This is a genomic window from Aquimarina rhodophyticola, from assembly GCF_042434915.1.
GTDB lineage: Bacteria > Bacteroidota > Bacteroidia > Flavobacteriales > Flavobacteriaceae > Aquimarina.
In genome coordinates, this window is record NZ_CP170198.1 from 2,870,202 (window position 1) to 2,893,851 (window position 23,650).

At 34.6% G+C, this 23,650-nt stretch carries 25 protein-coding genes; 10 read left to right on the plus strand and 15 right to left on the minus strand.

The genetic code is table 11. The annotated features are described in order from the left end of the window. Positions 1-51 precede the first annotated feature (51 nt). The 4 genes from ACE939_RS12410 to ACE939_RS12425 all read left to right on the plus strand — a co-directional run bounded on the left by ACE939_RS12410 (position 52) and on the right by ACE939_RS12425 (position 3,402). Entirely contained in the window at positions 52-1,107 is a 1,056-nt protein-coding gene (locus ACE939_RS12410; RefSeq protein ID WP_378185904.1) for a mandelate racemase/muconate lactonizing enzyme family protein, read from the plus strand. An 81-nt stretch (positions 1,108-1,188) separates the two neighbouring features. Further along, positions 1,189-2,217: a M12 family metallopeptidase gene (locus ACE939_RS12415; protein ID WP_378185905.1), complete on the plus strand. Its 1,029-nt coding sequence runs from the start codon at positions 1,189-1,191 to the stop codon at positions 2,215-2,217. 109 nt (positions 2,218-2,326) lie between these two features. After that, positions 2,327-2,869 (plus strand): hypothetical protein, encoded by a 543-nt coding sequence (locus tag ACE939_RS12420; RefSeq protein WP_378185906.1) that lies wholly within the window; start codon positions 2,327-2,329, stop codon positions 2,867-2,869. A gap of 20 nt (positions 2,870-2,889) precedes the next feature. Further along, positions 2,890-3,402 carry a nuclear transport factor 2 family protein gene (locus ACE939_RS12425; protein WP_378185907.1) on the plus strand — a complete coding sequence of 171 codons (513 nt, stop codon included), beginning with the start codon at positions 2,890-2,892 and terminating at the stop codon, positions 3,400-3,402. Here ACE939_RS12425 and ACE939_RS12430 read toward each other — a convergent pair. The 6 genes from ACE939_RS12430 to ACE939_RS12455 all read right to left on the minus strand — a co-directional run bounded on the left by ACE939_RS12430 (position 3,399) and on the right by ACE939_RS12455 (position 10,000). Next, on the minus strand, positions 3,399-3,821 hold the full coding sequence (locus ACE939_RS12430; RefSeq protein WP_378185908.1) for an HAD family hydrolase: 423 nt from the start codon (positions 3,819-3,821) through the stop codon (positions 3,399-3,401). The genes ACE939_RS12425 and ACE939_RS12430 overlap by 4 nt on opposite strands. A 121-nt stretch (positions 3,822-3,942) precedes the next feature. Continuing rightward, complete coding sequence (locus ACE939_RS12435; RefSeq protein ID WP_378185910.1) at positions 3,943-4,071, minus strand: hypothetical protein; 129 nt, start codon at positions 4,069-4,071, stop codon at positions 3,943-3,945. Positions 4,072-4,074: 3 nt separating this feature from the next. Next, positions 4,075-6,483: a TonB-dependent receptor domain-containing protein gene (locus tag ACE939_RS12440; RefSeq protein ID WP_378185911.1), complete on the minus strand. Its 2,409-nt coding sequence runs from the start codon at positions 6,481-6,483 to the stop codon at positions 4,075-4,077. Between the two features lie 2 nt (positions 6,484-6,485). Beyond that, a complete protein-coding gene (gene recO / locus ACE939_RS12445; protein WP_378185912.1) occupies positions 6,486-7,205 on the minus strand; it encodes a DNA repair protein RecO in 720 nt (239 codons plus the stop codon). A 95-nt stretch (positions 7,206-7,300) separates the two neighbouring features. Continuing rightward, a complete protein-coding gene (gene gdhA / locus ACE939_RS12450) occupies positions 7,301-8,644 on the minus strand; it encodes an NADP-specific glutamate dehydrogenase (RefSeq protein WP_378185913.1) in 1,344 nt (447 codons plus the stop codon). A 213-nt stretch (positions 8,645-8,857) separates the two neighbouring features. After that, the gene (locus ACE939_RS12455; RefSeq protein ID WP_378185914.1) at positions 8,858-10,000 is read right to left on the minus strand and encodes a cystathionine gamma-synthase; all 1,143 of its coding nucleotides are present in this window, start codon (positions 9,998-10,000) and stop codon (positions 8,858-8,860) included. A 137-nt stretch (positions 10,001-10,137) separates the two neighbouring features. Between ACE939_RS12455 and ACE939_RS12460 the strand changes: the two genes are divergently transcribed. Continuing rightward, positions 10,138-10,929 (plus strand): DUF3298 and DUF4163 domain-containing protein, encoded by a 792-nt coding sequence (locus ACE939_RS12460; protein ID WP_378185915.1) that lies wholly within the window; start codon positions 10,138-10,140, stop codon positions 10,927-10,929. On the opposite strand, the gene ACE939_RS12465 is transcribed toward ACE939_RS12460, so the two are convergent. After that, positions 10,912-11,367, minus strand: coding sequence for a DinB family protein (locus tag ACE939_RS12465; RefSeq protein WP_378185916.1), 456 nt, complete (start codon positions 11,365-11,367; stop codon positions 10,912-10,914). The genes ACE939_RS12460 and ACE939_RS12465 overlap by 18 nt on opposite strands. 126 nt (positions 11,368-11,493) lie before the next feature. Here ACE939_RS12465 and ACE939_RS12470 point away from each other — a divergent pair, with 126 nt between their 5' ends. Continuing rightward, positions 11,494-11,850, plus strand: coding sequence for an arsenate reductase family protein (locus ACE939_RS12470; protein WP_378185917.1), 357 nt, complete (start codon positions 11,494-11,496; stop codon positions 11,848-11,850). Next, positions 11,843-12,736 (plus strand): DMT family transporter, encoded by an 894-nt coding sequence (locus ACE939_RS12475; protein WP_378185918.1) that lies wholly within the window; start codon positions 11,843-11,845, stop codon positions 12,734-12,736. The genes ACE939_RS12470 and ACE939_RS12475 overlap by 8 nt, the downstream gene beginning before the upstream one ends. Before the next feature lie 5 nt (positions 12,737-12,741). On the opposite strand, the gene ACE939_RS12480 is transcribed toward ACE939_RS12475, so the two are convergent. Beyond that, complete coding sequence (locus ACE939_RS12480) at positions 12,742-13,224, minus strand: acyl-CoA thioesterase (protein ID WP_378185919.1); 483 nt, start codon at positions 13,222-13,224, stop codon at positions 12,742-12,744. A gap of 176 nt (positions 13,225-13,400) precedes the next feature. Between ACE939_RS12480 and ACE939_RS12485 the strand changes: the two genes are divergently transcribed. Next, entirely contained in the window at positions 13,401-14,363 is a 963-nt protein-coding gene (locus tag ACE939_RS12485) for a YheT family hydrolase (RefSeq protein WP_378185920.1), read from the plus strand. 220 nt (positions 14,364-14,583) lie between these two features. Further along, on the plus strand, positions 14,584-17,082 hold the full coding sequence (locus tag ACE939_RS12490) for a M4 family metallopeptidase (RefSeq protein WP_378185921.1): 2,499 nt from the start codon (positions 14,584-14,586) through the stop codon (positions 17,080-17,082). A gap of 113 nt (positions 17,083-17,195) precedes the next feature. Here ACE939_RS12490 and ACE939_RS12495 read toward each other — a convergent pair whose 3' ends face one another. The 7 genes from ACE939_RS12495 to hemB form a co-directional block, all read right to left on the minus strand. Then, entirely contained in the window at positions 17,196-17,909 is a 714-nt protein-coding gene (locus tag ACE939_RS12495; RefSeq protein WP_378185922.1) for a 3'-5' exonuclease, read from the minus strand. Next, positions 17,899-19,059 (minus strand): serine hydrolase domain-containing protein, encoded by a 1,161-nt coding sequence (locus ACE939_RS12500; RefSeq protein ID WP_378185923.1) that lies wholly within the window; start codon positions 19,057-19,059, stop codon positions 17,899-17,901. The genes ACE939_RS12495 and ACE939_RS12500 overlap by 11 nt, the downstream gene beginning before the upstream one ends. A gap of 77 nt (positions 19,060-19,136) precedes the next feature. Then, entirely contained in the window at positions 19,137-19,640 is a 504-nt protein-coding gene (locus tag ACE939_RS12505) for a methylated-DNA--[protein]-cysteine S-methyltransferase (RefSeq protein ID WP_378185924.1), read from the minus strand. Then, positions 19,618-20,706, minus strand: a complete 1,089-nt coding sequence (locus ACE939_RS12510; RefSeq protein WP_378185925.1) for a CNNM domain-containing protein — start codon at positions 20,704-20,706, stop codon at positions 19,618-19,620. Before ACE939_RS12510 ends, ACE939_RS12505 begins: the two co-directional genes overlap by 23 nt. Positions 20,707-20,814: 108 nt before the next feature. Next, positions 20,815-21,252, minus strand: coding sequence for a c-type cytochrome (locus ACE939_RS12515; protein WP_378185926.1), 438 nt, complete (start codon positions 21,250-21,252; stop codon positions 20,815-20,817). Next, positions 21,236-21,625 (minus strand): TerB family tellurite resistance protein, encoded by a 390-nt coding sequence (locus ACE939_RS12520; RefSeq protein WP_378185927.1) that lies wholly within the window; start codon positions 21,623-21,625, stop codon positions 21,236-21,238. The genes ACE939_RS12515 and ACE939_RS12520 overlap by 17 nt, the downstream gene beginning before the upstream one ends. Positions 21,626-21,642: 17 nt before the next feature. Continuing rightward, positions 21,643-22,617 carry a porphobilinogen synthase gene (hemB, locus tag ACE939_RS12525; protein WP_378185928.1) on the minus strand — a complete coding sequence of 325 codons (975 nt, stop codon included), beginning with the start codon at positions 22,615-22,617 and terminating at the stop codon, positions 21,643-21,645. Between the two features lie 150 nt (positions 22,618-22,767). Here hemB and ACE939_RS12530 point away from each other — a divergent pair, with 150 nt between their 5' ends. Beyond that, positions 22,768-23,649, plus strand: a complete 882-nt coding sequence (locus tag ACE939_RS12530) for an ABC transporter ATP-binding protein (RefSeq protein ID WP_378185929.1) — start codon at positions 22,768-22,770, stop codon at positions 23,647-23,649. The last annotated feature ends 1 nt before the right edge of the window (position 23,650 follow it).

Below are 23,650 nucleotides of genomic sequence, written 5' to 3' on the forward strand. Positions count from 1 at the left end.
TATCAATTGCGCGTATCAATTCTCAATTCAAGATCTCATCCTCTAATACTAATGAAAATTACACAAGTATCATACGAACGCTTAGATATCAATCTCGCTACGCCTTATATAATTGCGTACGAAACTGTTGCCAAGGCTACCAATTTTATTCTGAAAATTGAAACAAACACCACAACCATTGGGTACGGTTGTGCGGCACCAGATAGTGTTGTCACTGGAGAGACACCAGATCAGGTAGAAACCGCAATAAAGACTATCATAATTCCCTATTTAATCGGAAAAAATCCCTTTTTAACTGTAAAAATTCTGGAAGATCTGAAATTGGTAATGAAAGGCAGCTCCTCTGCACTTGCTATGGTTGATATTGCATTGCACGACCTTATTTCTCGTAAATTGAATATTCCATTATATCAATTTTTAGGAGGCTATCGAGAATATATAGCAACCAGTATCACCATAGGAATACTTTCTGTCACAGACACACTGAAAGAAGCAACGCAATTTGTAGAACAAGGTTTTAATATTATTAAAGTCAAAGGAGGTTTAGACGTTGAACAGGATATCGAAAAAATGATTAAAATACGCGAAAAATTTCCTCACGTATCCCTACGTTTTGATGGAAATCAAGGATATACCGTAAACGATTCTGTTGCATTTGTAAAAAGAACTAAAACTGTAGATATTGAGATTTTTGAACAACCGCTTCCTATTATAAAAGAAGAAAAGCTTGGTGAAGTTACCCAACAAGTTACGATACCAGTAATGGCCGATGAGAGTATCAAAACCCTAAAGGATGCTTTTAGGTTAGCACAAAATCAACGCATCGATATGGTTAATATTAAGTTGATGAAAGTGGGTGGTATTTTGGAAGCAAAACACATTAGCTCTGTAGCCAAATCTGCAAATCTCGATGTAATGATTGGATGTATTGACGAATGCCGCTTAGGTATCTCTGCAGGCTTGCATTTTGCACTTTCTAGACCCAATATCCATTATGCCGATCTCGATGGACATTTGGACATGAGTAATGATCCGTTCGGAGAATTATTTACCTTAAAAAAAGGAGTTCTCTATCCATCAACTTACCCAGGCTTAGGAAAGATCTGACAAACAATTCAATTTTCACTTTTATAATATACTAAATATGGAATATTTAAGTTATTGCTATCATAACTTAAATACAAACTCATGAAAATTAAAAATTCTTTAATTATGCTGTCGGCAGCTTTGGCTACGATTGCATGCTCAAAAGATGAAAATCTTATTGAGCAGGAAGCACTGCACAATGAAAAAGAAACCTTTCAAGACGCAGAACGAGCATATTTTGATAAGTCAGGAACAGTAACCGAAGGATATTTTTTGGGATTACCAATTTCTTACGAAAATGTTGAAGGTAACTACATCTTTGAAGGAGACATCATAATCCCTCAAGATATGATTACATCTAAGGATACAAAGGCTGTCCTGGAGAACGGTGAGTTTCCACAAGTAGGCAAAAGTGTAGGTCGCACCTCTGGTAGATGGCCAAATAATACCGTTTATTATGAAATTGCGAGTAACTTACCGAATCAGGCACGTGTCACCAATGCAATCGCAAGCTGGGAAAATAATACTAACCTGAAATTTGTTGAACGTACTAATCAGTCTAATTATATATACTTTCAATCAGGCAGTGGTTGTTCCTCTAGTGTAGGAATGGTTGGTGGACGCCAAACAATTAATCTTGCTAGTGGATGTAGTACTGGTAACACTATTCACGAGATCGGACATGCTATAGGGTTATGGCATGAGCAAAGTCGCGCAGATCGTGATCAATACATCACAATAAACTTTAATAACATTCAGGCAGGTAAAGAAAATAATTTTCAAACCTATGTGCAAAGAGGGCGTGATGGAGATGAGTATACAAACACCTTAGATTTTGGTTCAATTATGATGTATGGACCTAATTCGTTTTCTAAAAACGGACAACCTACAATAACAAAAAAAGACGGTAGTTCTTACTCGGTACAACGCAATGCATTATCATCTAATGATTTGCAGGGAATAGCGCAAATGTACCCTAGTGGAGGCGGCGAACCTATCTATGTAAATGGTCAGTATTACACTGTTAACGGTTTACGGGTCTATCGTTCTAACGATACATGGTATTACTACTCCTCTTCAAATGGATGGAGAGAAGTTGTATATCGTGACGGAGCTTGGTATTATGCATAATATCTAGTAATTATTAAAGGGTAAAAAGCTTGGTATACTTAGGTATCACCAAGCTTTTTTTTATTATCCCTTTTTAAGCTGTATTTTTGAGGCATTTCAAATTTTCGTTATGAAAAACCTTAAGTTTACTATCTTTATTTTATGTGCCATTACTATGGCATGTACAAATTGTACAAAACGCAATACTTCTAACCACAATGAAGATAAAAAAATAAATAAGCTTCCACTTCTTGATAGTCTTTCTAATAAAAAAATCACTCAAGATTTACTACTATTATCGCCCCAAGCCCAAGAAAATTTGAAAAATTTTGACGATTTGCAAACCCTAAGTAATTTGATCAAAATGATGAAAAATTCGAATGCATTTTATATACAAAAATATACGGATACTACAGACCTTGCAGTAAACACATTGAGAGAAAATATATCCAACGATCTCAACACCCGAGCAATTTCCTCACGATTAACAGTCTTAGAAACAGAAACCGCATTACTGCGCCACTGGTCAGAAAAAAAAATGGTAACAGAAGAAAAATTACTTGAGGCGAATACGAGACTTATTAAAGCCTACAATAGCTTGATAATTCAACTTAATGAACTCTCACTTGCAATTCCAGATAATATTCAAAAGGAATTACTAGGCGAAGATTAAATTACTATATACGATCGATTATGAAATATGTACAAATTATCTTGCTATCGCTATGCACCTTTAGCATATCCCTTAGCGTTACCGCACAAGTAGTAAAACCATTAGCAATAGAAAAAAATATAAGTACAATGATAGATCAATGGCATGAAGCAGCTGCTAATGCCGATTATAAAGGATATTTTAATCTCATGACAGATGATGCAGTTTTTATCGGAACAGATCCTTCAGAAAATTGGCAACTAGAAGCATTCAAAACATTTGCCAAACCCTATTTTGACAAAGGAAAAGCTTGGAGTTTTACGAATCTCAAACGAGCCGTATACGTAAGTGAAAATAAACAATATGGATGGTTTGATGAGCTTTTGTCTACTCAAATGGGAATATGCAGAGGAAGCGGTATTGTTATAGCTACCCAAACTGGATGGAAAATAAAGCATTACGTGTTATCAATTACAATTCCGAATGAAAATGTATCCGAAGTAACTGCTTTAAAACAAAAATTCGAAACCAACTTTATTCTAAAATTAAACTAAGTTTTTGACATAAGAGTTCTAGAGAACGTATTCATATCTTCATAGCATTCTTTCACTCCATTATTTTTGAAATAGGAAGCATATTTACTGCCTATTCCCACAAAATCTAAATTGAGATTATGAGCTGTTTTCATATCCCATACACCATCACCCACAGATATAATTCTATCAAAATTATTCCTATTATAGTATCTTTTTGCTCGAACGATAGCATCCATTACAAATCCTTCACGCGACTCATGTGTTTTGGATGTTGCTAATAAAGCTTCATCATACCAAATATCACACTGTTGCAATTTGGCTATTGCTGGTTTTGGTAATGCACCCGTTGCAAAACTAAAAGGCACTTTGTTTTGCCTTAAAGATTCTATCATTGCTCTTGCTCCAACAATTTCTTTAGTTCGATTAACGGTTTTCATAGCTGTGATTATACCTAACTCAAACCGAGTTAATAAATCTATTGGTGGATTTTTACTAAAACTACGTTTGTAATTATACCGTAACGCATAGCTATCTGTATGATGTTTATAATTATTATAATCAGTATCGATATTTTGTAATACCCAAATTTTCTAAGGCCTGTGTAACGACTTTTAAATACATTGACACACTGTCTGTTAAGGTGCCATCAATATCAAAAATAAATAAACTGGTCGTAAGACTAGTCATAATTTAGAACACATAATTAAGAGATGAAATAAAATTTCTACCAGCCGCAGTAATTCCAGAAGAATAGGTACGATACCTCTGATCTGTAATATTCTCAACAGCCAAAGTCAGCTGTAACCCTTTAAAAATCTCATAATTTGCTCTAACATTAAAGGTATACCATGATGGAGCATATGGATTTCCGTTGCTATCTGAGGCGTATAAATAAGCCTTACTTTGCTCAGATGGGGATAGTTGATCATATGAGAATGAACCATTATAATTTGTAAACAAATCAAAACGGATTTTATCTTTGGCATAGGTAAGTTTGGTGGTTCCAAATTGTGGTGCGACATGTCGTGAAGGTGCTGTATCACCGTTATCTAACTCTTCTTCTCCCCCAGTAAATGTATATTGAGAAATAAATGTAAAATTAGAGGCAAATTGATAGCGAAGCCCTGCTTCAAATCCATAGATTTTGGCATATGCTGCATTTTGTATAGCTTGCACATTACTCAACTCTCCATTATACACGATTTGATTCGCTCCATTTAAATTAAAATCTCTTCGAACCAAAGCATCATCTAAATGCGTATAAAATGTAGCTAAGTCTAAGGTCAATTTTTTTGATGGAGTTACTGTCAAACCTAGCTCTCCATTATAGGCATACTCTGCTTTTAAATTAGGATTAGGGACTACTACAAATCCTGGTTCTGAATCAAAAATTTTACCAATGTCATCAATATTTGGAGCTCTAAATGCAGTCGAAAAATTTAGTTTCCATTGCAATAGGTCGTTAGGCAACCAACTAATACCTGCTGTTCCTGTCAATGCACCTGTATCAATATTTGCTTGATCAAAAGGAAACTCATAAAATTGATCAGAGAATGTAGATCTAACCATTACATAGTTATAACGAACACCAGTTTGCAGTCTTACATTAGTATTAAACTTATATTTTAAGCTTAGGTACGCTGCCGCAGATTGCCAACTGCTTCCATCTGGATACCTTGAAGCTGCTGGTGTTTCATTATTCGTATCGATATCTAGAGAATATCCCTTTGAGTTTACATTATTCAAAATATACTCTGCTCCATAATGAAATAAAGTTGCCGAATTCATTTTTTTTTCAAAATCAATATTTACTGAGTACGCATCTACATGCTCTTTTGTTTTTGAAAGTGCGCTAGACTCAAAATCCCGATCATTCCTACTCTCTTCGAACATTTGATAGGCAGCTGTAAACTGTACAGAATCGTAATATTTTGAAGTATTTTTATGAGTTATTAGTACATTACCCATTAACCAACGTTGCGGACCATAGTACCATTCTGCTGATCGCAAATCCTCACCCCTACGGCGAATCAAGCGATCATACCTAGGAAAGTCCGAGGTTGTCGTATAGATAAGACCCAAATCAAAATTCCAACGTGGATTAGGCATAAAACGTGCTTTTTGCAAAAAGTTAATCTGATTATAGCCTGTAAAAATTTGTGTTTCTGGATCAGAATTTAGAGTGAGTATATCAATACCTGTATTAGTATCAATATAATCTGGGCGCAGATAATCATCTGGACCGTGTGAACCCATTTTAAGATCATCAAAATCAGAATAGCTGATACTACTTAAAAAAGCCCATTTCTTAAATCCAAAGTTTACATCCACATGACCCGTTTTTTCACTATTTGAAGTGGCATAACGTACAGTGGATTTACCCGATATGAGGGGGTTTCCTTTGTCTGAAAAGGAAGGTTTAAGTGTGTAAAAATTCATAACACCTCCTACCGCATCACTACCGTAAACTACAGAGCCCGGTCCTAAAATAACCTCGGTACTTCGAATACTAAATGGATCAATGGATATAATATTTTGTACATTTCCTCCTCTAAAAATAGCGGTATTCATGCGTACACCATCAACTGCAATTAATAAACGATTTGTTGCAAAGCCTCTTATAATTGGACTCCCACCACCCAGTTGACTTTTTTGTACGTATACTTGTCCAGTATTCTGTAATAAATCGGCAGATGTTTGTGGTGTATTTATAGCGATATCTTCTTCAGAAATACTCACAATTCTTTGAACAACATCTTTCTTATCCTCTTGCCATTTGCTTACCGAAATTACAACTTCAGAAAGTTGATTTTCATCTACTAGTAATGTAACTATACTTTTATTTTCAAGGATACTTTCTTTTGAATACGTGCTTGGTAAATGCGAAAGGTGAGCAAAATGTAGAATCTCTTTCGGTTCAAAAAGTGAAATATTAGCTACGCCATCAAAATTAGTTAATGTGCTTTTGGTCTTTTCTATATTATAGATAGTAACATTAGGTATCGGATGCTTATCGGAAGCACTAATCACTTTGATTTCTTGAGCATTGCTAAATTGTATAAGAAAAGGAAGCAATAGTAAAACATTAAATAATCGCATACTTATTTAAAAATTTCATTGAAAATGGTTAGTGATTTCGGCTTTTTGAAGCCGTGCAAATGTAATTCAAAATAAAGTAATACCATATTAAGAAGTTCTGCTCGCATAGCTTTACTTAAATCGATCTTCATTGATGCCTCAAATGTCATGCCTAAGAATGTTTTAAAGCTTTCAACCTTTGGACCCTCAAAACAGTATGGTCCAATATCAACGGATTTAAAATCTCCTGACAACAAATCAAAATAAGGATAAGATTGCATGGATGTATCAGGATAAAACCCTAAATATTGCGTCAAGCGAATCATAAAAGAAAGATGGAAATTTTTAATGTTGTCATGATTATCGAGCCATAGTAAAGTAGTCTCTAAGTAGTGATATAACTCTGTATTAGCTTCTTGTTCTTGAATAGACATATAAAGTACTTCGGAAACAAAAAACACCAATGCATTTTTGATAAAATCATTGTGAAGTGTTTGAAACGGAGTCTGTATTTTTGCTTCTCGAATACGCTCTAAAGTGCCTTTATCCTTGTGAATAGCCTCAATATCTAGTAATGTTAAGGGTTGAAACAGAGCGTATCTCAATTTTCCTTTTTTAGATTTTAAAATGCCCCTCAGCATATAAGATCTTACGCCACTAGATTTTGTAAATAATGTGGCAATGATATCATTATCACTATAGCGAATTGTACGCAATACTATTGCTGTAGATTTGATGATCATACGTTCGTTATAAGTGAATCCTTCTTTCTATGAATTTATATAAAAAAACCACTCTATACTGCAGAGTGGTTTTAAATAATATAATACGTTTAACTTTATACCACGCCTTGTTCTAGCATCGCATCTGCAACTTTGACAAAACCTGCAATATTAGCTCCTTTCACATAATTTATGAACCCATCCTCTTCGGTTCCATAAATAACACATTGCTCATGAATACTGTTCATGATTCCATGAAGTTTTTCGTCTACCTCCTGTGCCGTCCAATTAAAACGTAAAGAGTTTTGAGACATTTCTAATCCAGAAGTTGCTACTCCCCCTGCATTAGAGGCTTTACCAGGAGAGAATAAAATCTTAGCATTCAAGAAAATCTCAATAGCATCTGCTGTACAAGGCATATTAGCTCCTTCTCCTACGCAGATACATCCATTTTTAACCAACTCTTTTGCATCCTCTACATGAAGTTCATTTTGTGTAGCACACGGTAAAGCGATATCACAAGGTACAGACCATGGAGTTTTTTCCGCTACATAGGTAGCGTTTGTATAGGTATTAACATATTCTTTAATACGTCCGCGCTTCACATTTTTAAGCTCTTTTACAAATTCAAGTTTCTCTGTATCGATACCATCATTATCTACAATATAACCAGATGAATCTGAAAAGGTGATAATTTTGGCTCCAAGACTCATCGCTTTTTCGGCAGCGAATTGAGCTACGTTACCTGATCCTGAAATTACAACAGTTTTTCCATTTAGGGACTCGCCTCTCGTTTTCAACATATTTTCTGCAAAGTATACATTGCCATACCCTGTAGCTTCTGGTCGCATTAAAGATCCTCCATAAGAAAGTCCTTTTCCGGTAAGTACCCCAGTGAACTCGTCTCGCAACCTTTTATATTGCCCAAACATATAGCCAATCTCTCGACCACCCACACCGATATCTCCTGCAGGAACATCTGTATTGGGACCTATATACTTTGAGAGTTCTGTCATAAAACTTTGACAAAATCGCATTACTTCATTATCTGATTTTCCTTTTGGATCGAAATCAGCGCCACCTTTACCACCACCCATTGGTAGTGTGGTTAAACTATTTTTAAAAGTTTGTTCAAAAGCTAAAAATTTTAGGATACTTAAGTTTACAGATGGATGAAAACGCAATCCTCCTTTGTAAGGTCCGATAGCTGAATTCATTTGCACTCTATACCCTCTATTTATTTGAATAGCTCCCTTATCATCTGTCCACGGTATTCTAAACATAAATACACGCTCTGGTTCTGCCATACGTTCCAAAAGCATTGCATTTTGATATTTTTCATTCTTCTCGATGAATGGAATAACAGTTTCTGCAACTTCGGTCACAGCCTGAATGAATTCTGGTTCGTTAGGATTTCTACCTTCTACCGATTTGATAAAGTTATCGATACTTTCTTTCATAGCATCTATTTAGTTGTTTGGTGTATATTCGTTTTAAAAATAATTATTCTTACCATTAAAGTTTATATTACATTCTTCAATTTCAGAAACATTAAAAATAGTGGCAAATATATGTATATTTAAAATTTAAAGCTTCAAATTTTGAGAATTTCGCATTTCGCAAACGTTATCGATCTGTAAAATAAAAGTTTTTCTGATAAGGCTTCTTTTTGATCATTGATCTAACGCATTTTTAAGATCCTCAATTAAATCATCAACATCTTCTATCCCAACACTTAGTCGTATTAATGAATCCTTTATTCCAATTTTTTGACGTTCTTTTTTGGGGATGGATGCATGAGTCATACTAGCAGGGTGTCCCGCTAAACTTTCGACACCACCCAAAGATTCTGCTAGGGTAAAGATTTGTAATCGTTTTACAACCGCAACTGCTGCTGCCAAAGAATCCTCTTTGGTTGTAAATGAAATCATACCTCCAAAATCACTCATCTGCTGTTTGGCTATATGATGATTGGGGTGTTCTTCAAAACCTGGCCAATATACCTTGTCTACCGTAGGATGTACTTTTAAAAATTTTGCTATGGCTGCTGCGTTTTCACAGTGACGCTGCATACGTATATGTAAAGTTTTTATACCTCTAAGGGCTAAAAAACTATCTTGCGGCCCACAAATTGCACCACTCGCATTTTGAATAAAATATAAACGATCCGCTAACTCCTTATCGCGAACAATTAAAGAACCCATAACAAGATCACTATGGCCTCCAATATATTTTGTAGCACTATGCATTACGATATCTGCACCTAGATCCAGTGGACGTTGTAAGTAAGGAGTAGCAAAAGTATTATCAACTGCTAAAAGTATTTGATGTTTTTTGGCAATTTGACCAATAGTTTTTATGTCAATGATATTCATCATTGGATTGGTGGGTGTCTCTATCCAGATGAGTTTAGTTTGTGCAGAAATATGAGCTTCGATAGTATCGGCATTTTCCATTTGAACAAACTGAAACTTAATACCGAAGTCTTCGAAAATTTTAGTAAACAGTCGATAGGAGCCTCCATACAAATCATTAGTAGAAATGACTTCGTCTCCAGGTTTCAAAAGTTTAATCACCGCATCTATAGCTGCTAACCCAGAACCAAAAGCCAGCCCAAATTCACCATTTTCAATACTTGCCAAAGAATTTTCTAAGGCATGTCTTGTCGGGTTGTGCGTTCTACTATATTCGTATCCTTTATGGTTACCTGGTGCAGATTGTGCGTAGGTAGATGTTTGGTAAATTGGTGGCATAACGGCTCCATATGCTGGATCCAGTTCTTGCCTCCCATGTATAGTTTTGGTATTAAACTTCATTTAAAAAAACCTTCAGAATCATAACAACTAGAAATAAACAATAGTAATACTTGTCTTTTTTGCAACAAGTATGGTAAAAACTAAACAAATGTATAATTAAATTCTTTTTAATCACATTGATATAATACCTTTAGTAGATGATTAACAAATTTATAGACCTCTACCTTAAAAGCACTACCTATTTTGTGCTTATACTAACGTTTATCTCCTGTACCAAAAGGGAAGAATTACTATTCGAAAACCAGTTGTTTAGATTAGAAAATTATGTCGACTGCACAAATACCAACTGTGCTCTGGTAGAAATCGAATTGATACAGACCCTTGATAAAACTAAAGTCGCTAATGCTATCAATACAATTATAGAACAAAAAGCTTGCGAATTTTTAAATGTTGAAGATAGCCTTACTGTGGTATCTATAGAAACTGCTATGCAAAATTTTAATGATTTCTATAGAGAGATGTCCAAGGTATTTCCCGAAGAAACGCCGCCATATGAAGCACTTTTAACAAGCGAAGTTACCTATCAAAATACAGATATCATTTCAATTTTAATGAGCACGTATTCTTTTACAGGAGGAGCCCATGGAAACTCGACTACGACACTAGTAAATTTTGATTTATCTAATGGCAAATTAATATCAATTGACAAGTTATTAAAAGACAAAAAATCTTTTTTACATTATGCGGAAGAAGAATTTAAAAAAGATTACCACATTCCCCTACAAAATAATATCAATAGCACTAAATTTTCTTTTGAAAATGATAGTTTCTACCTGCCCCAAAATATCGGCTTTACCAAAACAGATGTCCTACTCTATTACAACCCTTATGAGATTAGCAGCTATTCTGATGGTCTAATTACCATAAAATTAGATAAAGTGAAAGTTGCCAAATTTTTTAAGTATAATATTCTAGATCGATTTTTTTAATGCAAGAATATAGCCTAAATGTATTCCCTCGTGAAAGGTGTTAAAAGAAATAGCATCTTTTATTGATTTTAATGTAAACCCTGTGCTTGTTGGATAAGGCTCAAACGCAGATTTTGATAGCATATCTAGATCTTGTTCGGTTGTATCAATAGTGGTCACCAATAACTTTTTAATTAAATCTACCTCTTGTTGATTTACTGGGTCTTCTGCCTTTGTTCCTTTACGATACCTATCGACAAGATCTTGAGAAACCATTAAATTATTACCTGATAACTTATATACTAATAACTGTTGAGTAACTACTACGTGAGCGATATTCCAAATAATATTGTTTGAAAAACCTGACGGAATCGTATTTAATTGTGCTAGTGAAAATTGATCTAAAAACTTCAAAAATATGCTACGATTAACACGTGTAATTTCTAGTTGAGTATTCATTTGTTTATTTTTTCTTCAAAAATATCAATTTTAACCACAAAAGAATTTCCTTTGCACTAGTTTTTTGAATCGTGTATATGAACTATCTCTGATTTAAAAACAGAATCAATTAGATTTTTTACTAAAATGAAAAAAATTTACCATCTCTCTACCTGTGATACTTGTAAGCGTATCTTAAAAGAATTACAACCCAGTAAAGATTATGAATTACAGGATGTTAAAAGCAGCCCACTCACGCCAATGCAACTGGAAGAGCTTTTTGCATTATCTGGCAGCTATGAAGCGCTTTTTAATAAAAGAGCTCGCTTATATAAAGAGCGTAATTTAAAGGATCATAACCTCAATGAAGATGATTATAAAACGTTACTACTTGAGCACTACACCTTTTTAAAACGACCTGTAATACGTATAAATAACAGCATCTTTATTGGTAACTCTAAGCACACAATAAAAGAAGCTAAAGCCTTAATGTTAAATGAGTAAAAGAACCTTAGCATTAATCGCAGCAAGTTTTGTGGCCATCTTTTATGGCGCTAATTATAGTATAGCCAAAGATGTTATGCCGCATTACATCCAGCCCTTTGGATTTATTTTACTACGTGTTTTTGGTACTGCGATTCTGTTTTGGCTTATAGGCTTTATCGGTCCTAAAGAAAAAATTATCAAAAAAGACTTTTTACGTATTACTGCAGCAGCTTTTTTTGGAGTTGCTCTTAATATGCTAACCTTTTTTGCTGGGCTTAACCTTACCACTCCCATTAGTGCATCTGTATTAATGGTAACCGCTCCTATAATTGTAATGATTTTATCCGCTATTTTTCTAAAAGAAAAATTGAGATTTCTTAAAATTGTCGGGATACTTATAGGACTTACCGGGACCTTACTAATAATTTTATATGGTAAAGGAAATCATTTGACAGCTACTAATCCGACACTTGGAAATTCTTTAGTTTTTATAAATGCCGCATCGTATGCTTGTTATATTATTGTTGTTAAAAAGATAACTCAAAAATATCATCCTTTCACCTTTATGAAGTGGATGTATACTATAGGTTTAATATTTGTACTACCCTTTGGCTTGCAAGAGGTAATTAATTTGAATCCTGCAGTCATACCCTTAAGCGGACTTTTAAAAATTGGTTATGTCGTCCTATTTGCAACATTTGGCACATACGTCCTCAATATTTTTGCAATTAGAGAATTAAAACCAACAACAGTCGCTGTATTTATTTACTTACAACCCTTGTTGGCTTCAGTTTTTGCAATCGCTATGGGTAGTGATACGCTGGATATGGTGAAAATTCTTGCTACGTTTTTAATATTTATAGGTGTATATTTAGTAACTAAGCCTATTAAAAAAGTCACATGAACCGACTAACGTAATTCAAGATCTACAGGCAACTTATTATGCCTCCTTGTATCTTCTTTTGTCAAAATTCTAAAATCCTCAGATTTCGGAAAGTTTTCGAGTAGCACTCTCAAAGCATCAGGCAATGGCATAATTTTTCTTTCTTTCAAATTCATCCAAGCTCCTAACATTTCACAATGTGCAAGATTTTTACCCTTTTCATCGTAAAAATTATGTCTGAATTCAAAAAAAGAACTATCCTCACTCATTCCTGCGACCTCCAAACTTACGGTAATGGGAGCCCCTTGAAAAATTTCTTTAAAGTAATAGATATGTTCATAAAATATAACAGGACCTACACTGTATTGAGCCATTTGTTTTTGCCCAAATCCATTAGCTATCAAAAAAGCCATACGCGTATGACTCATAAAATTTTGATAGGCACTATTAGCTAAATGACGATTAGCATCTAAATCACTCCATCGTACTTCAAATTTTTTTGTATACATTCTAGTAATTCTTTAAAAACAAAGAATAAAAATACGATTAAAAACTATGCGTGCATAGTTTTTAATAAATTACTTAAATACTTTTGAAGACTTGGTGATACTAAAATTCTATCATCCAAAAGTTTGTACATATTATAAGACCTGCCTACATTTACCAGCTTTATTGGATTCTCATTATGCCTATACTAGCTTCTACCTATCAACCAGCCTTATTTTTTAAAAGCGCCCATATTGCAACCATTTATCCTAATCTCTTTAGAAGTGTAAGAAATGTTAAACAAATACGAGAACGCCTAGAGCTACAGGACGGAGACTTTTTGGATTTGGATTGGAGTTTTGCAAAGTCGAAAAAATCAAAACATCTTACACTTATATTGCATGGTTTAGAAGGAAACGCACAGCGACCTTATATGAAAGGATTGACAAAACAAATGACAAGTAATAATATAGATGCCGTAGCTATAAATTTACGTAATTGTAGTAACCAGCCTAACCGATTATATGCATCTTACCATGCTGGAGCCAGTGATGATCTTGCGCTCGTGGTACAGCATATTACCTCGAATTACAATTATGAAAAGGTTTCAATATGTGGTTTTAGCTTAGGCGGCAATATTGTACTTAAATATTTAGGAGAAACTGAGCATATTCCGTCGATAGTGAAATCAGCAGTAGCGATATCAGTACCATGCGACTTGCATGATTCTCTACAACAAATTGAGAAACCATTTAATTTTATTTACAGAAACAGATTTATTAGACATCTAAAAACCAAACTATTACAACGTGCTAAAGATTTCCCTAACAGCATATCGCACCAACAAATAAGAGCTTGTAAATCTTTGATGGATATTGATGATCTATACACGAGTCGAGCCCACGGTTTTTTGAATGCAGAAGATTATTATTTGAAGTGTAGCAGTAAAAATTTACTCTCCCAGATTGCGCTACCAACATTGATTTTAAATGCTAAAAACGATTCTTTTCTAGGAACTTCTTGTTATCCAATTGACGAAGCTCAAGCAAATCCTAAATTATATTTAGAAATGCCCGAATTTGGTGGGCATGTAGGATTTTATGACTCAGACGGCTCCTATTATCATGAGCTAAGAGCTTATCAATTTATTTCGAGATTTTAATTATTTTTTGTGCTTCCTTTTTTAATAGAACAACACCGTTAGTCGACTGTTTTACTTGGCTTACGGTTATGCCATTTGCAGGTTACTTTCCCTCCATATACTTTATTGCATTTAATCGATTTTAACATAAAAAAATTTTTGAATTAACTTTTTTTATCAATTTTTATCAAAAAATAAGGGGTGTTATTGAGATTTCATTAGATAAATATTAATCTGACATATGAAGATAAAGTACGTAAAAGTCTTACAAGCCCTTGCTATCGGATTTTCTTTTTTCTACATAAAAGCGCAGTCACAAAAACGAGAGGATGCTTTTGTCCAACCTTCCAAATTTATAAAAGTTGATACCCTCACTACCTTACAAAAGAACCCACAAGAATTGTTCAATCAATACCTTGGTTTAAACCGAGCAAATAGCTACGTTAAAATTTCAGAACAAGTAGATAATATAGGCGTGGTACACAAGCGATTTCAGCAGTACTACAATGGAATAAGAGTAGAATATGGCATTGCGATTTTGGATGAAAAAGAAAGTAAAGTCACTGCGCTACATGGTGAATATTACAATGTTGAGCATATTAGTACAAAACCTACGATTACCAAGCCACATGCTTTTCAAATTGCTATTAATCACATTGGTGCTCAACAGTATCTCTGGGAGGATGTAGAAGCTTCTAAAGCGATGAACACCTATAACACAGGTGGAGAGCTAGTTATTTTACCAGATTTTACTCCAGATATTGAACGAGAAAAGTTACACAAGTACAATCTTGCTTATAAATTCGATATTTATGCCAAAAAGCCGTTAAGTAGAGGGTATGTATACATTGATGCTCACACAGGAAAATTTTTATATTATGAAGCTATTATTAAGCACCTGGGAAAGCATCGTAATTCCAATAAAAAACTAACAATCATCAATCTATCAGGCTGTGCTAATTTTGAAGTCGAAACGTCTATCCCTGGTAGCGCAGCGACACGATATAGTGGAAATCGCACAATCACAACCAAATTAATAGATGGTAGTTATATTTTGAGAGATGAGACTAGAGGAGGTGGGATAAGTACCTATAATAGTAAAAGATCAAATAATTACACTCCTATTAATTTTACAGATAACGATAATATATGGACTGCAAACGAATTTAATAATTCTGAAAAAGATAATGCTGCTCTTGATGCACATTGGGGTGCAGAAAAAACATATGATTATTGGTGGTCTGTACATTCAAGAAATAGTTATGATGATGTTGGTGCAGAGATAAAGAGTTGGGTACATTATGGGGTAGCCTATGACAATGCTTTTTGGAATGGAAGTGTCATGACCTACGGTGATGGGTCATCTAATGGATCTGAAGGTAATGGAACCTTTGACGCTCTTACTAGTATCGATGTAGCTGCTCATGAAATTGGACATGCCATAACAAGCAGCACTGCTAATCTAGCATATCGCAAGGAATCAGGAGCGCTTAACGAAGGCTTTTCTGATATATGGGGAGCAGCTGTAGAGCATTTTGCAAAAGGTAATGAAGATGATTCATCTCCTACAGCTTCAGTTTGGCTTATAGGTGAAGATATTGATCGTCGAAGTGGCTCAATCGCCCTGCGATCCATGAGCGATCCTAATACTACTAATCAACCCGATACCTATGGAGGTAGATATTGGAAAGATCCAAATTGTGTACCCGTACAAAGTAACGACTATTGCGGTGTACACATAAACTCTGGCGTATTAAATTATTGGTTCTACTTAAGTACTATTGGCGGCACTGGTATTAATGATATCGGAAGTTCATACAATGTATCTGGCATCGGTATTTTGAAAGCTGCCAAAATAGCTTATAGAACCTTACATGTTTATTTGTCTGCAAATTCGAATTTTATTGATGCTAGAATAAGCTCTATTCAAGCTACTAGAGATTTATATGGAGAAAATAGTGCCGAAGAAATTGCAATAACTAATGCATGGTATGCCGTGGGAGTAGGTTCTGAATATGGAGCTGAGGGAGGTATAGCCTATTGCAACTCACAAGGAGAAAATACAACAGGTGAATATATTAGTCATGTACAATTGGGTGCTATAAATAATATATCTGTTGGTTCAAATAATGGATATACCGATTATACAACGATAGCTACAGACTTAAGTTTTAACACCTCTTATACGATAACCATTACGCCAACTTGGACAGTAACAAGCTACAACGAAGGCTACGCAGTATGGATTGATTATAATCAAGATAGAGATTTTAATGATTCTGGCGAATTGGTCTGGAGTGCACCTGCATCTAAAACAACACCTGTAAAAGGATCTTTTACCATCCCTACTTGGGCATCTTTTGGACCAACCAGAATGCGAGTTTCGATGAAGTACAACGGCATACCTATCGCTTGTGAAACCTTTGAATATGGTGAAGTGGAAGATTATACGGTCCGTATTGAAAATTTGGACGCAGGGCCAATAGTTAATGGAGTAGCGATAGATAAGAACAATATGATCCTTTCAATTTCTCCTAATCCAGTAGCCAATGGAGAGGTAACTATTAATATCAAAAATATGCAAGACGCTACATACCAAATACGTAATCTATTTGGAAAAATTGTTCAAAATGGACAAATCAAAGAAACTATCGATGTTCAAGATTTATCTGCTGGCATGTATATTTTACAAATACATACAGCTACAGAAATTTTTACAAAACGATTTGTAAAAAAATAAGAATAGTGTTTTTTATTTTTCTTTTAGTCGAGAGAATCCCTCAAAGAATTTAGTTTGGGGGATTATTTTTAAAAGATATTCAAAACGAAAATAAATTTTCTTTAACCAACTAGTTATATGGTTACAATTTCTGAAGGTTTTAGTAATTCCTGCTGACGCAACTTTAAGATTACTTGTGCTATAGCAACAGTATCTTTTTCACAATAGGCAATGATCCTATCTAAATTTTTTTCTTTGTAATAAACTTTACTAACTTCACTTCCTTCTATATCATCTTTAGGAGATGCTATTCCAAGAATATTTGTTAGTAACTTTAAAGAAGTATAATGTTTATAGTCTCCAAATTTCCACAATTCCAAAGTGTCCAAATGAGCAACTTCCCATGGCTTTTTACCAAACAGGTCTAACTTAGAAGGCAAAGAAATTTCATTAATCAACATTCGCCTTGCGATATACGGAAAATCGAATTCTTTACCGTTATGAGCACATAATAGATGCTGAGGACGACTGAAATGGGATTCTAAGAGTTCTTTAAAATCTAATAGAAGCTGAGGTTCTTCTCCATAAAATGAAGTAACCCTAAAACTCCTTTTCTCACTCGTATTTGCAAAATATCCTACAGAAATACAAACAATCTTACCAAACTCTGCCCAAATACCAGCTCTTTCATAAAACTCTGCAGGTGTAAAATCTTCTTTACGTTGATATTTTGTCTTTTCGCTCCATAAATATTGCATTTCTGGAGTTAAAGCATCAAAATGCTCCTGTATCGGTACGGTTTCGATATCCAAAAAAAGGATATGCTCTAAGGTTAAGTTACGTAGCATCATGCAACATGTTTAGTGCTTCTTCAAGATATATATAAAAATCTCTAGTAAATGATTTTCCATTTTTGAAAGTTGAGCGTTGATGACCTAAACGAACAATCGTTATGTCCTCATCGGGAAGTGAAATTACATATTGCCCCAAAATACCACGCATTACAAAAATGTTCTTATTGAGATGATTAGACAGCCAAAACCCATACCCATACATGTCACTTTTTTCAAACCTTGGTTGTATAGCTTTTTTCGTAAATGCTTCGGGTAAAATCTGTTGCCCATCATACCTACCTCCATTTTGAAATAACAATCCAAATTTGGCAAAATCTCTCGCAGTGCTAGCTATACAACAATATGCCTTTTCCATTCCACTAGCTTCACTATCTAATTGCCACAAACCATCTTGACTCATTCCCAGCGGTTCCCAAAAGTTCTCACTCAAATAAGCTGATAGGCTTTGTCCTGTTGCCTTTTCTATAACCATACCTAATAGTTGTGTATTTCCACTTAGGTATTCAAATTGTGTTCCCGGAGTTTTTATCACATCCAGATCTAATAAAATTTCACGAATATTCGAATCATAATACGTTTTTGCAGTAATTGAAAAGGGACTCGAATAATGTTCTGTCCAATCAAGACCAGATGCCATTGATGATAAATCTCCTACAGTAAGTTGAGATGCGATTCCTTCTGAAAATTCTGGCAAAAAGTCACCAACGGGTTGATTTAAACTTTTAATATACTTTTGCATTATTGCCTTACCTAGCATGGCAGTGATTATGCTCTTGGCCATCGAAAAAGAATTTGTACGGGACTTTTGATTATAGCCAGGCGCGTAAAATTCGTGCCACACACTATCATTTTTTAAAATTAAAAAAGATGTAGTTCCCAATGCATTATGAATACTATCTAAACGCTCCGAAGGTGCTACCGTATTGAATTGAGGATGTTGCGGAATGGTTTTGACATTTTTGGCTTTTTGAATACTACGGTTATCAAAATATGAATGATCATCTATAAACGCTGTACTATGACCAGTCATGTATACTACTCGCACTCCTTTTAAAATATAATCATAGTCAAATACATACAGAGAGATCAATAAAATGGTTAATGTGATTAAAAAACCTTTAGTAATGCGCTTAAGTAACTTCATTGAGTTTTAAAATTGAGCCGTAATACGAGTTAGTCTTACTAAAGTAAGAAATTTATATAGTACTACTTGCAATATTGCTAAAACAAAAGTTGTTGTTTTGAAGGGTTTTCATGATCGAGTAACCATTTTTTTCTCCACAATCCTCCTGCATATCCCGTCAAAGAACCATCTGATCCAATAACCCTATGACAAGGAATAATAATCCAAAGCGGGTTTTTTCCATTGGCAGATGCTGCTGCCCGAATAACCTTAGGGTCTCCAAGCTGTTTTGCTATATCAAGGTAACTCGCTGTTTTACCATAAGGAATAGTTAGCAATTGATTCCATACTTTTAATTGAAAATCAGTACCTTGTGGATGTATAGGTATGGTAAATTTTTTGCGAATCCCCTCAAAATACTCGTGGAGTTGTTGTATTGCTTGACCAAAATACGCAGGCAAACTATCTTTACAGGAATCAGAAGTTTCAAGTTCATTAAGTGTACAAACGGTAAGACCCAACTCATCTCCAAGTAAACAAGCTATGCCTAAAGGGGTTTTGAACGTAACTTTATAAACCTTACTTATTTGATTCGTTTTCATCAATTATCCCCATTTTTTTGGCTCTTTTCTGCCAGTTTTTTCTAGCCAAGTCTTGCATATTATGTTCAACATCGCTTTCGTCCACAATTTCTAATCCTAATAAAGTTTCTATAACATCTTCCATAGTTACAATACCACTTACTGACCCGTATTCATCAACAACCAGTGCAATATGATTTTTACTTTCTATGAGACGATTAAACAACTCAGGTATTGGCAAATTGCGTTCGGTGTATAAGATCGTTCTTCTTATATCGCGCAATATTTTTGATCCATTACCATTGGCCATCTCTCTAAACACCTCATCTTTTAAAACCATCCCAGTTATATTATCACTTTTACCTTGATAAACTGGAACTCTAGAAAACCTTAGGTTTTGATTTTCGTTAAAAAAAGATTCGATGGTTGTTTCCTCATTCGCCAGTTTCATCACGGTACGCGGGGTCATTACATCTTTTGTAAACACCTCTTTAAAGGTTAGTAAGTTTTTAATCACCTTGGATTCAGACTCTTCAAACACACCTTCTTCATGCGCAATATCAGCCATTGCCGAAAAATCTTCTCGATTAAGTACTGAACCGTGATGTGAGCCTCCGCCCACAACTTTTGTCGTTAACTGTAATAACCAGAGAACCCCCGTATATCTAAGAGGTAGTATCATAAGGGTTAGTGCTTTTGAAGTAAAATTAGCTAACGATTTCCATTTACTGGCTCCTATAGTTTTAGGAATTATTTCTGAAACAACAAGTATAAGAAATGTCATTATTGCAGATACGACACCTACAACATTAATCCCCCATATTTCAAATTTATAAGGTAATTTCTCTGCTTGAACCCCAACCAAAATAGCGCCAACCGTATGTGCTATCGTATTTATTGTTAAAATTGCGATGAGGGGTTGATCTACATCTTTTTTTAGATTTTCTAAAGTTTGCGCATATGCTTTTCCCTCTTTCTTCTTAATGCTTATAAAAGTAGGGGTAATACTCAATAAAACTGCTTCTAAGACTGAGCATAGAAAGGAGAACATGATAGAAACTACTGCGTAAATAATAAGTAAAGTCATAAAAGTGGGCTATAGAAAGTAACAGTGCTCTTAGAACACTTTAGGAAAAATATGATTTTAGATCTAAAATAATAGTTTATAAATTATAATTTGTTCTTAAAACTTATGCTAGGGGTTACTGGATGATGTAGAAACCTTATTCATATAAACTTCGATATCTGATAAATCTTCTTCAGAAAATTGTTTAATGATTACAAAATTAGTTTTCATGACTGCATAGTTCTCTGGTTCTACGATGGGTGCAGCTTTTTGTTTTAAAAAGGAGATCAAATCTCCTTGTTGCTCTGTATACACCTTCATTATTTGTTGAACGCTGGGTCCAATGGATTTTTTATCGGTCAAATGACATGTATAGCACTTGCCCTTGCCCATAAAAATTTCTTTTCCGCGATCAAAAGAATTACTCGATGTTGTCTTTTTTCCGATCGTAATAGGTTTGGCCTCCTTTTTATCAGTTTGGCATGCACAAAATATTAAAGAACTAATTATTATCGCAAAAGTGATTTTTACATTCATAGACAGCATAACTTTATGGTTGGTAATCATCTTTAATTTTTTCTGCATCTTTAGTAAAACGATCTAACAAATCAGTACTGAAGTTTGTTGCAATTGATTTATTTTGTGCATTTACGTGCTCACTGGCACGTGCTAGTTTTGTAAGAGCATAGTGCATAAACTCATATTCTTCGTCGGGTCCATGATCCGAGAAAACTTCGATTACCTTCCTGTATAAAGTATTAATATCCGAATGGTTTGCATTTTCATAGTCAAAAGACCATTTGATATCCTTTCCTTTGGGGTGTTCTAATAAAATTTCTTCTAACGTGATCATTTGTTGTTCATCAATTACTCCATCGCTCATTGCTGCAACATATAGTAATTCTCCAAATGATTGATACAATCTATCTTTATTTTCCATAAGCCCATATAATTTAATTATCCTAGTAAGGTAGCAATATCTTTTGAAAAATAACTAGCAATCATGGTAGCACCTGCACGTTTGATCGCTGTGACCTGCTCCATCATTACTGCATCGTGATCTAACCATCCTTTTTCTGCAGCCGCTTTTAGCATTGCATATTCTCCACTTACTTGATATACAGCTATAGGAACATCTACTGATTCTTTAATATCGCGAACAATATCCAAGTAGCATAAACCAGGTTTAACCATAACAATATCTGCTCCTTCTTGCACATCCATCAAAGTTTCTTTAATAGCCTCATCACGGTTAGCAAAATCCATTTGATAGGTTTTTTTATCACCAAAACCAGGAGCTGAGTCCAAGGCATCTCTAAACGGACCATAAAATGAGGAGGCATACTTTGCACTATAACTCATTATACCAGCATTCACCAACTTTTCTTGCTCCAAAAGTTCTCGTATCGCTTTAATCCTACCATCCATCATATCACTGGGGGCAACAAAATCTGCCCCAGATCGAATATGTGACAATGCCATCTGCGCTAATACCTCACATGTTGGATCGTTTGTTATATAACCATTTTCGACAATTCCGTCGTGACCATACGATGAGTATGGGTCCAAAGCCACATCGGTCATTATTAACATATTGGGAGCTAAGTCTTTTATTGTTTTGATAGCACGTTGCATTAGCCCATCTTTATTGAGTGCTTCGGTGCCTTTATTGTCCTTTAAAGCATCATCTACCTTCACAAAAAGTAACACGGCTTTCAGTCCTAAGCTCTGCAGGGTTTTAACTTCTATTTTGAGATTATCTAGACTATATCTATAATATCCAGGCATAGAAGCAATCTCCTCTTTAACACCTTCTCCTTCGACTATAAAAAGAGGTGTAATAAAATCGTTGGGCGTTATAGTGTTTTCTCTAACCAAAGAACGAATGGCGTCATTAGTTCTCAATCTTCTGTTTCTGCGTAATTGATGCATATACTAGCTCTAATTTTGTAGGGTAAAGATACTGATATATCTTAAGAATTTGAGTTCAAATATGTATCGTATTTTAATCAAAAGGTATTTCAATTTGTAACATATTGTAATTTTGAACTACATATAACTAGACTATAACTCTCTTACATTATGTTGACAATAACCAATTTGAATAAAACCTATCCTAACGGTACACAAGCACTCAATAATGTTAATCTACAGCTAGAAAAAGGTATGTTTGGTCTTTTGGGCCCCAATGGTGCGGGTAAATCTTCTCTAATGCGTACCATTGCAACACTTCAACAAGCAGATTCTGGAACAATTCATTTTGATACTATTGATGTTTTTAAAAACCCAGAAGCTCTTCGCAAAATCTTAGGATATTTACCTCAAGATTTTGGTGTGTATCCCAAGGTGTCAGCAGAGTTAATGCTTAATCATATTGCCAAGGTAAAAGGAATAACTACCAGTAGTGTTAGAAAAGAGTATGTAGATGATCTACTTAACAAGGTAAATTTATACAATTTTAAGAATAGAAACTTAGGTGATTTTTCTGGCGGAATGCGTCAGCGTTTTGGTATTGCACAAGCATTAATTGGCAATCCTAAGTTGATAATTGTCGATGAACCCACAGCAGGTTTAGATCCTCTTGAACGTAACCGCTTCCACAATTTATTGAGTGAATTAGGAGAAAACGCAGTAGTTATTTTATCTACTCATATTGTCGATGATGTTATCAACTTATGTCAAAACATGGCAGTTTTTAATAACGGTAAAATTCTTGTTCAAGGAAATCCTCAACATTTATCTGATACTCTTAACGGAAAAGTATATAAAAAACGGATTAATAAAGAAGAATTATCACACTATGAATCCGAATATGAGGTCCTAACAAATTATCTACGCGGGGGGCAACTTAACATCAACATATACAGTGACATAAATCCAGAAAACGGTTTTGAGCCGCTCTCTAATACTTTGGAGGATTTTTACTTTTATAGTATTAATAAAAAACAGCTAAAAACAGTTTAGA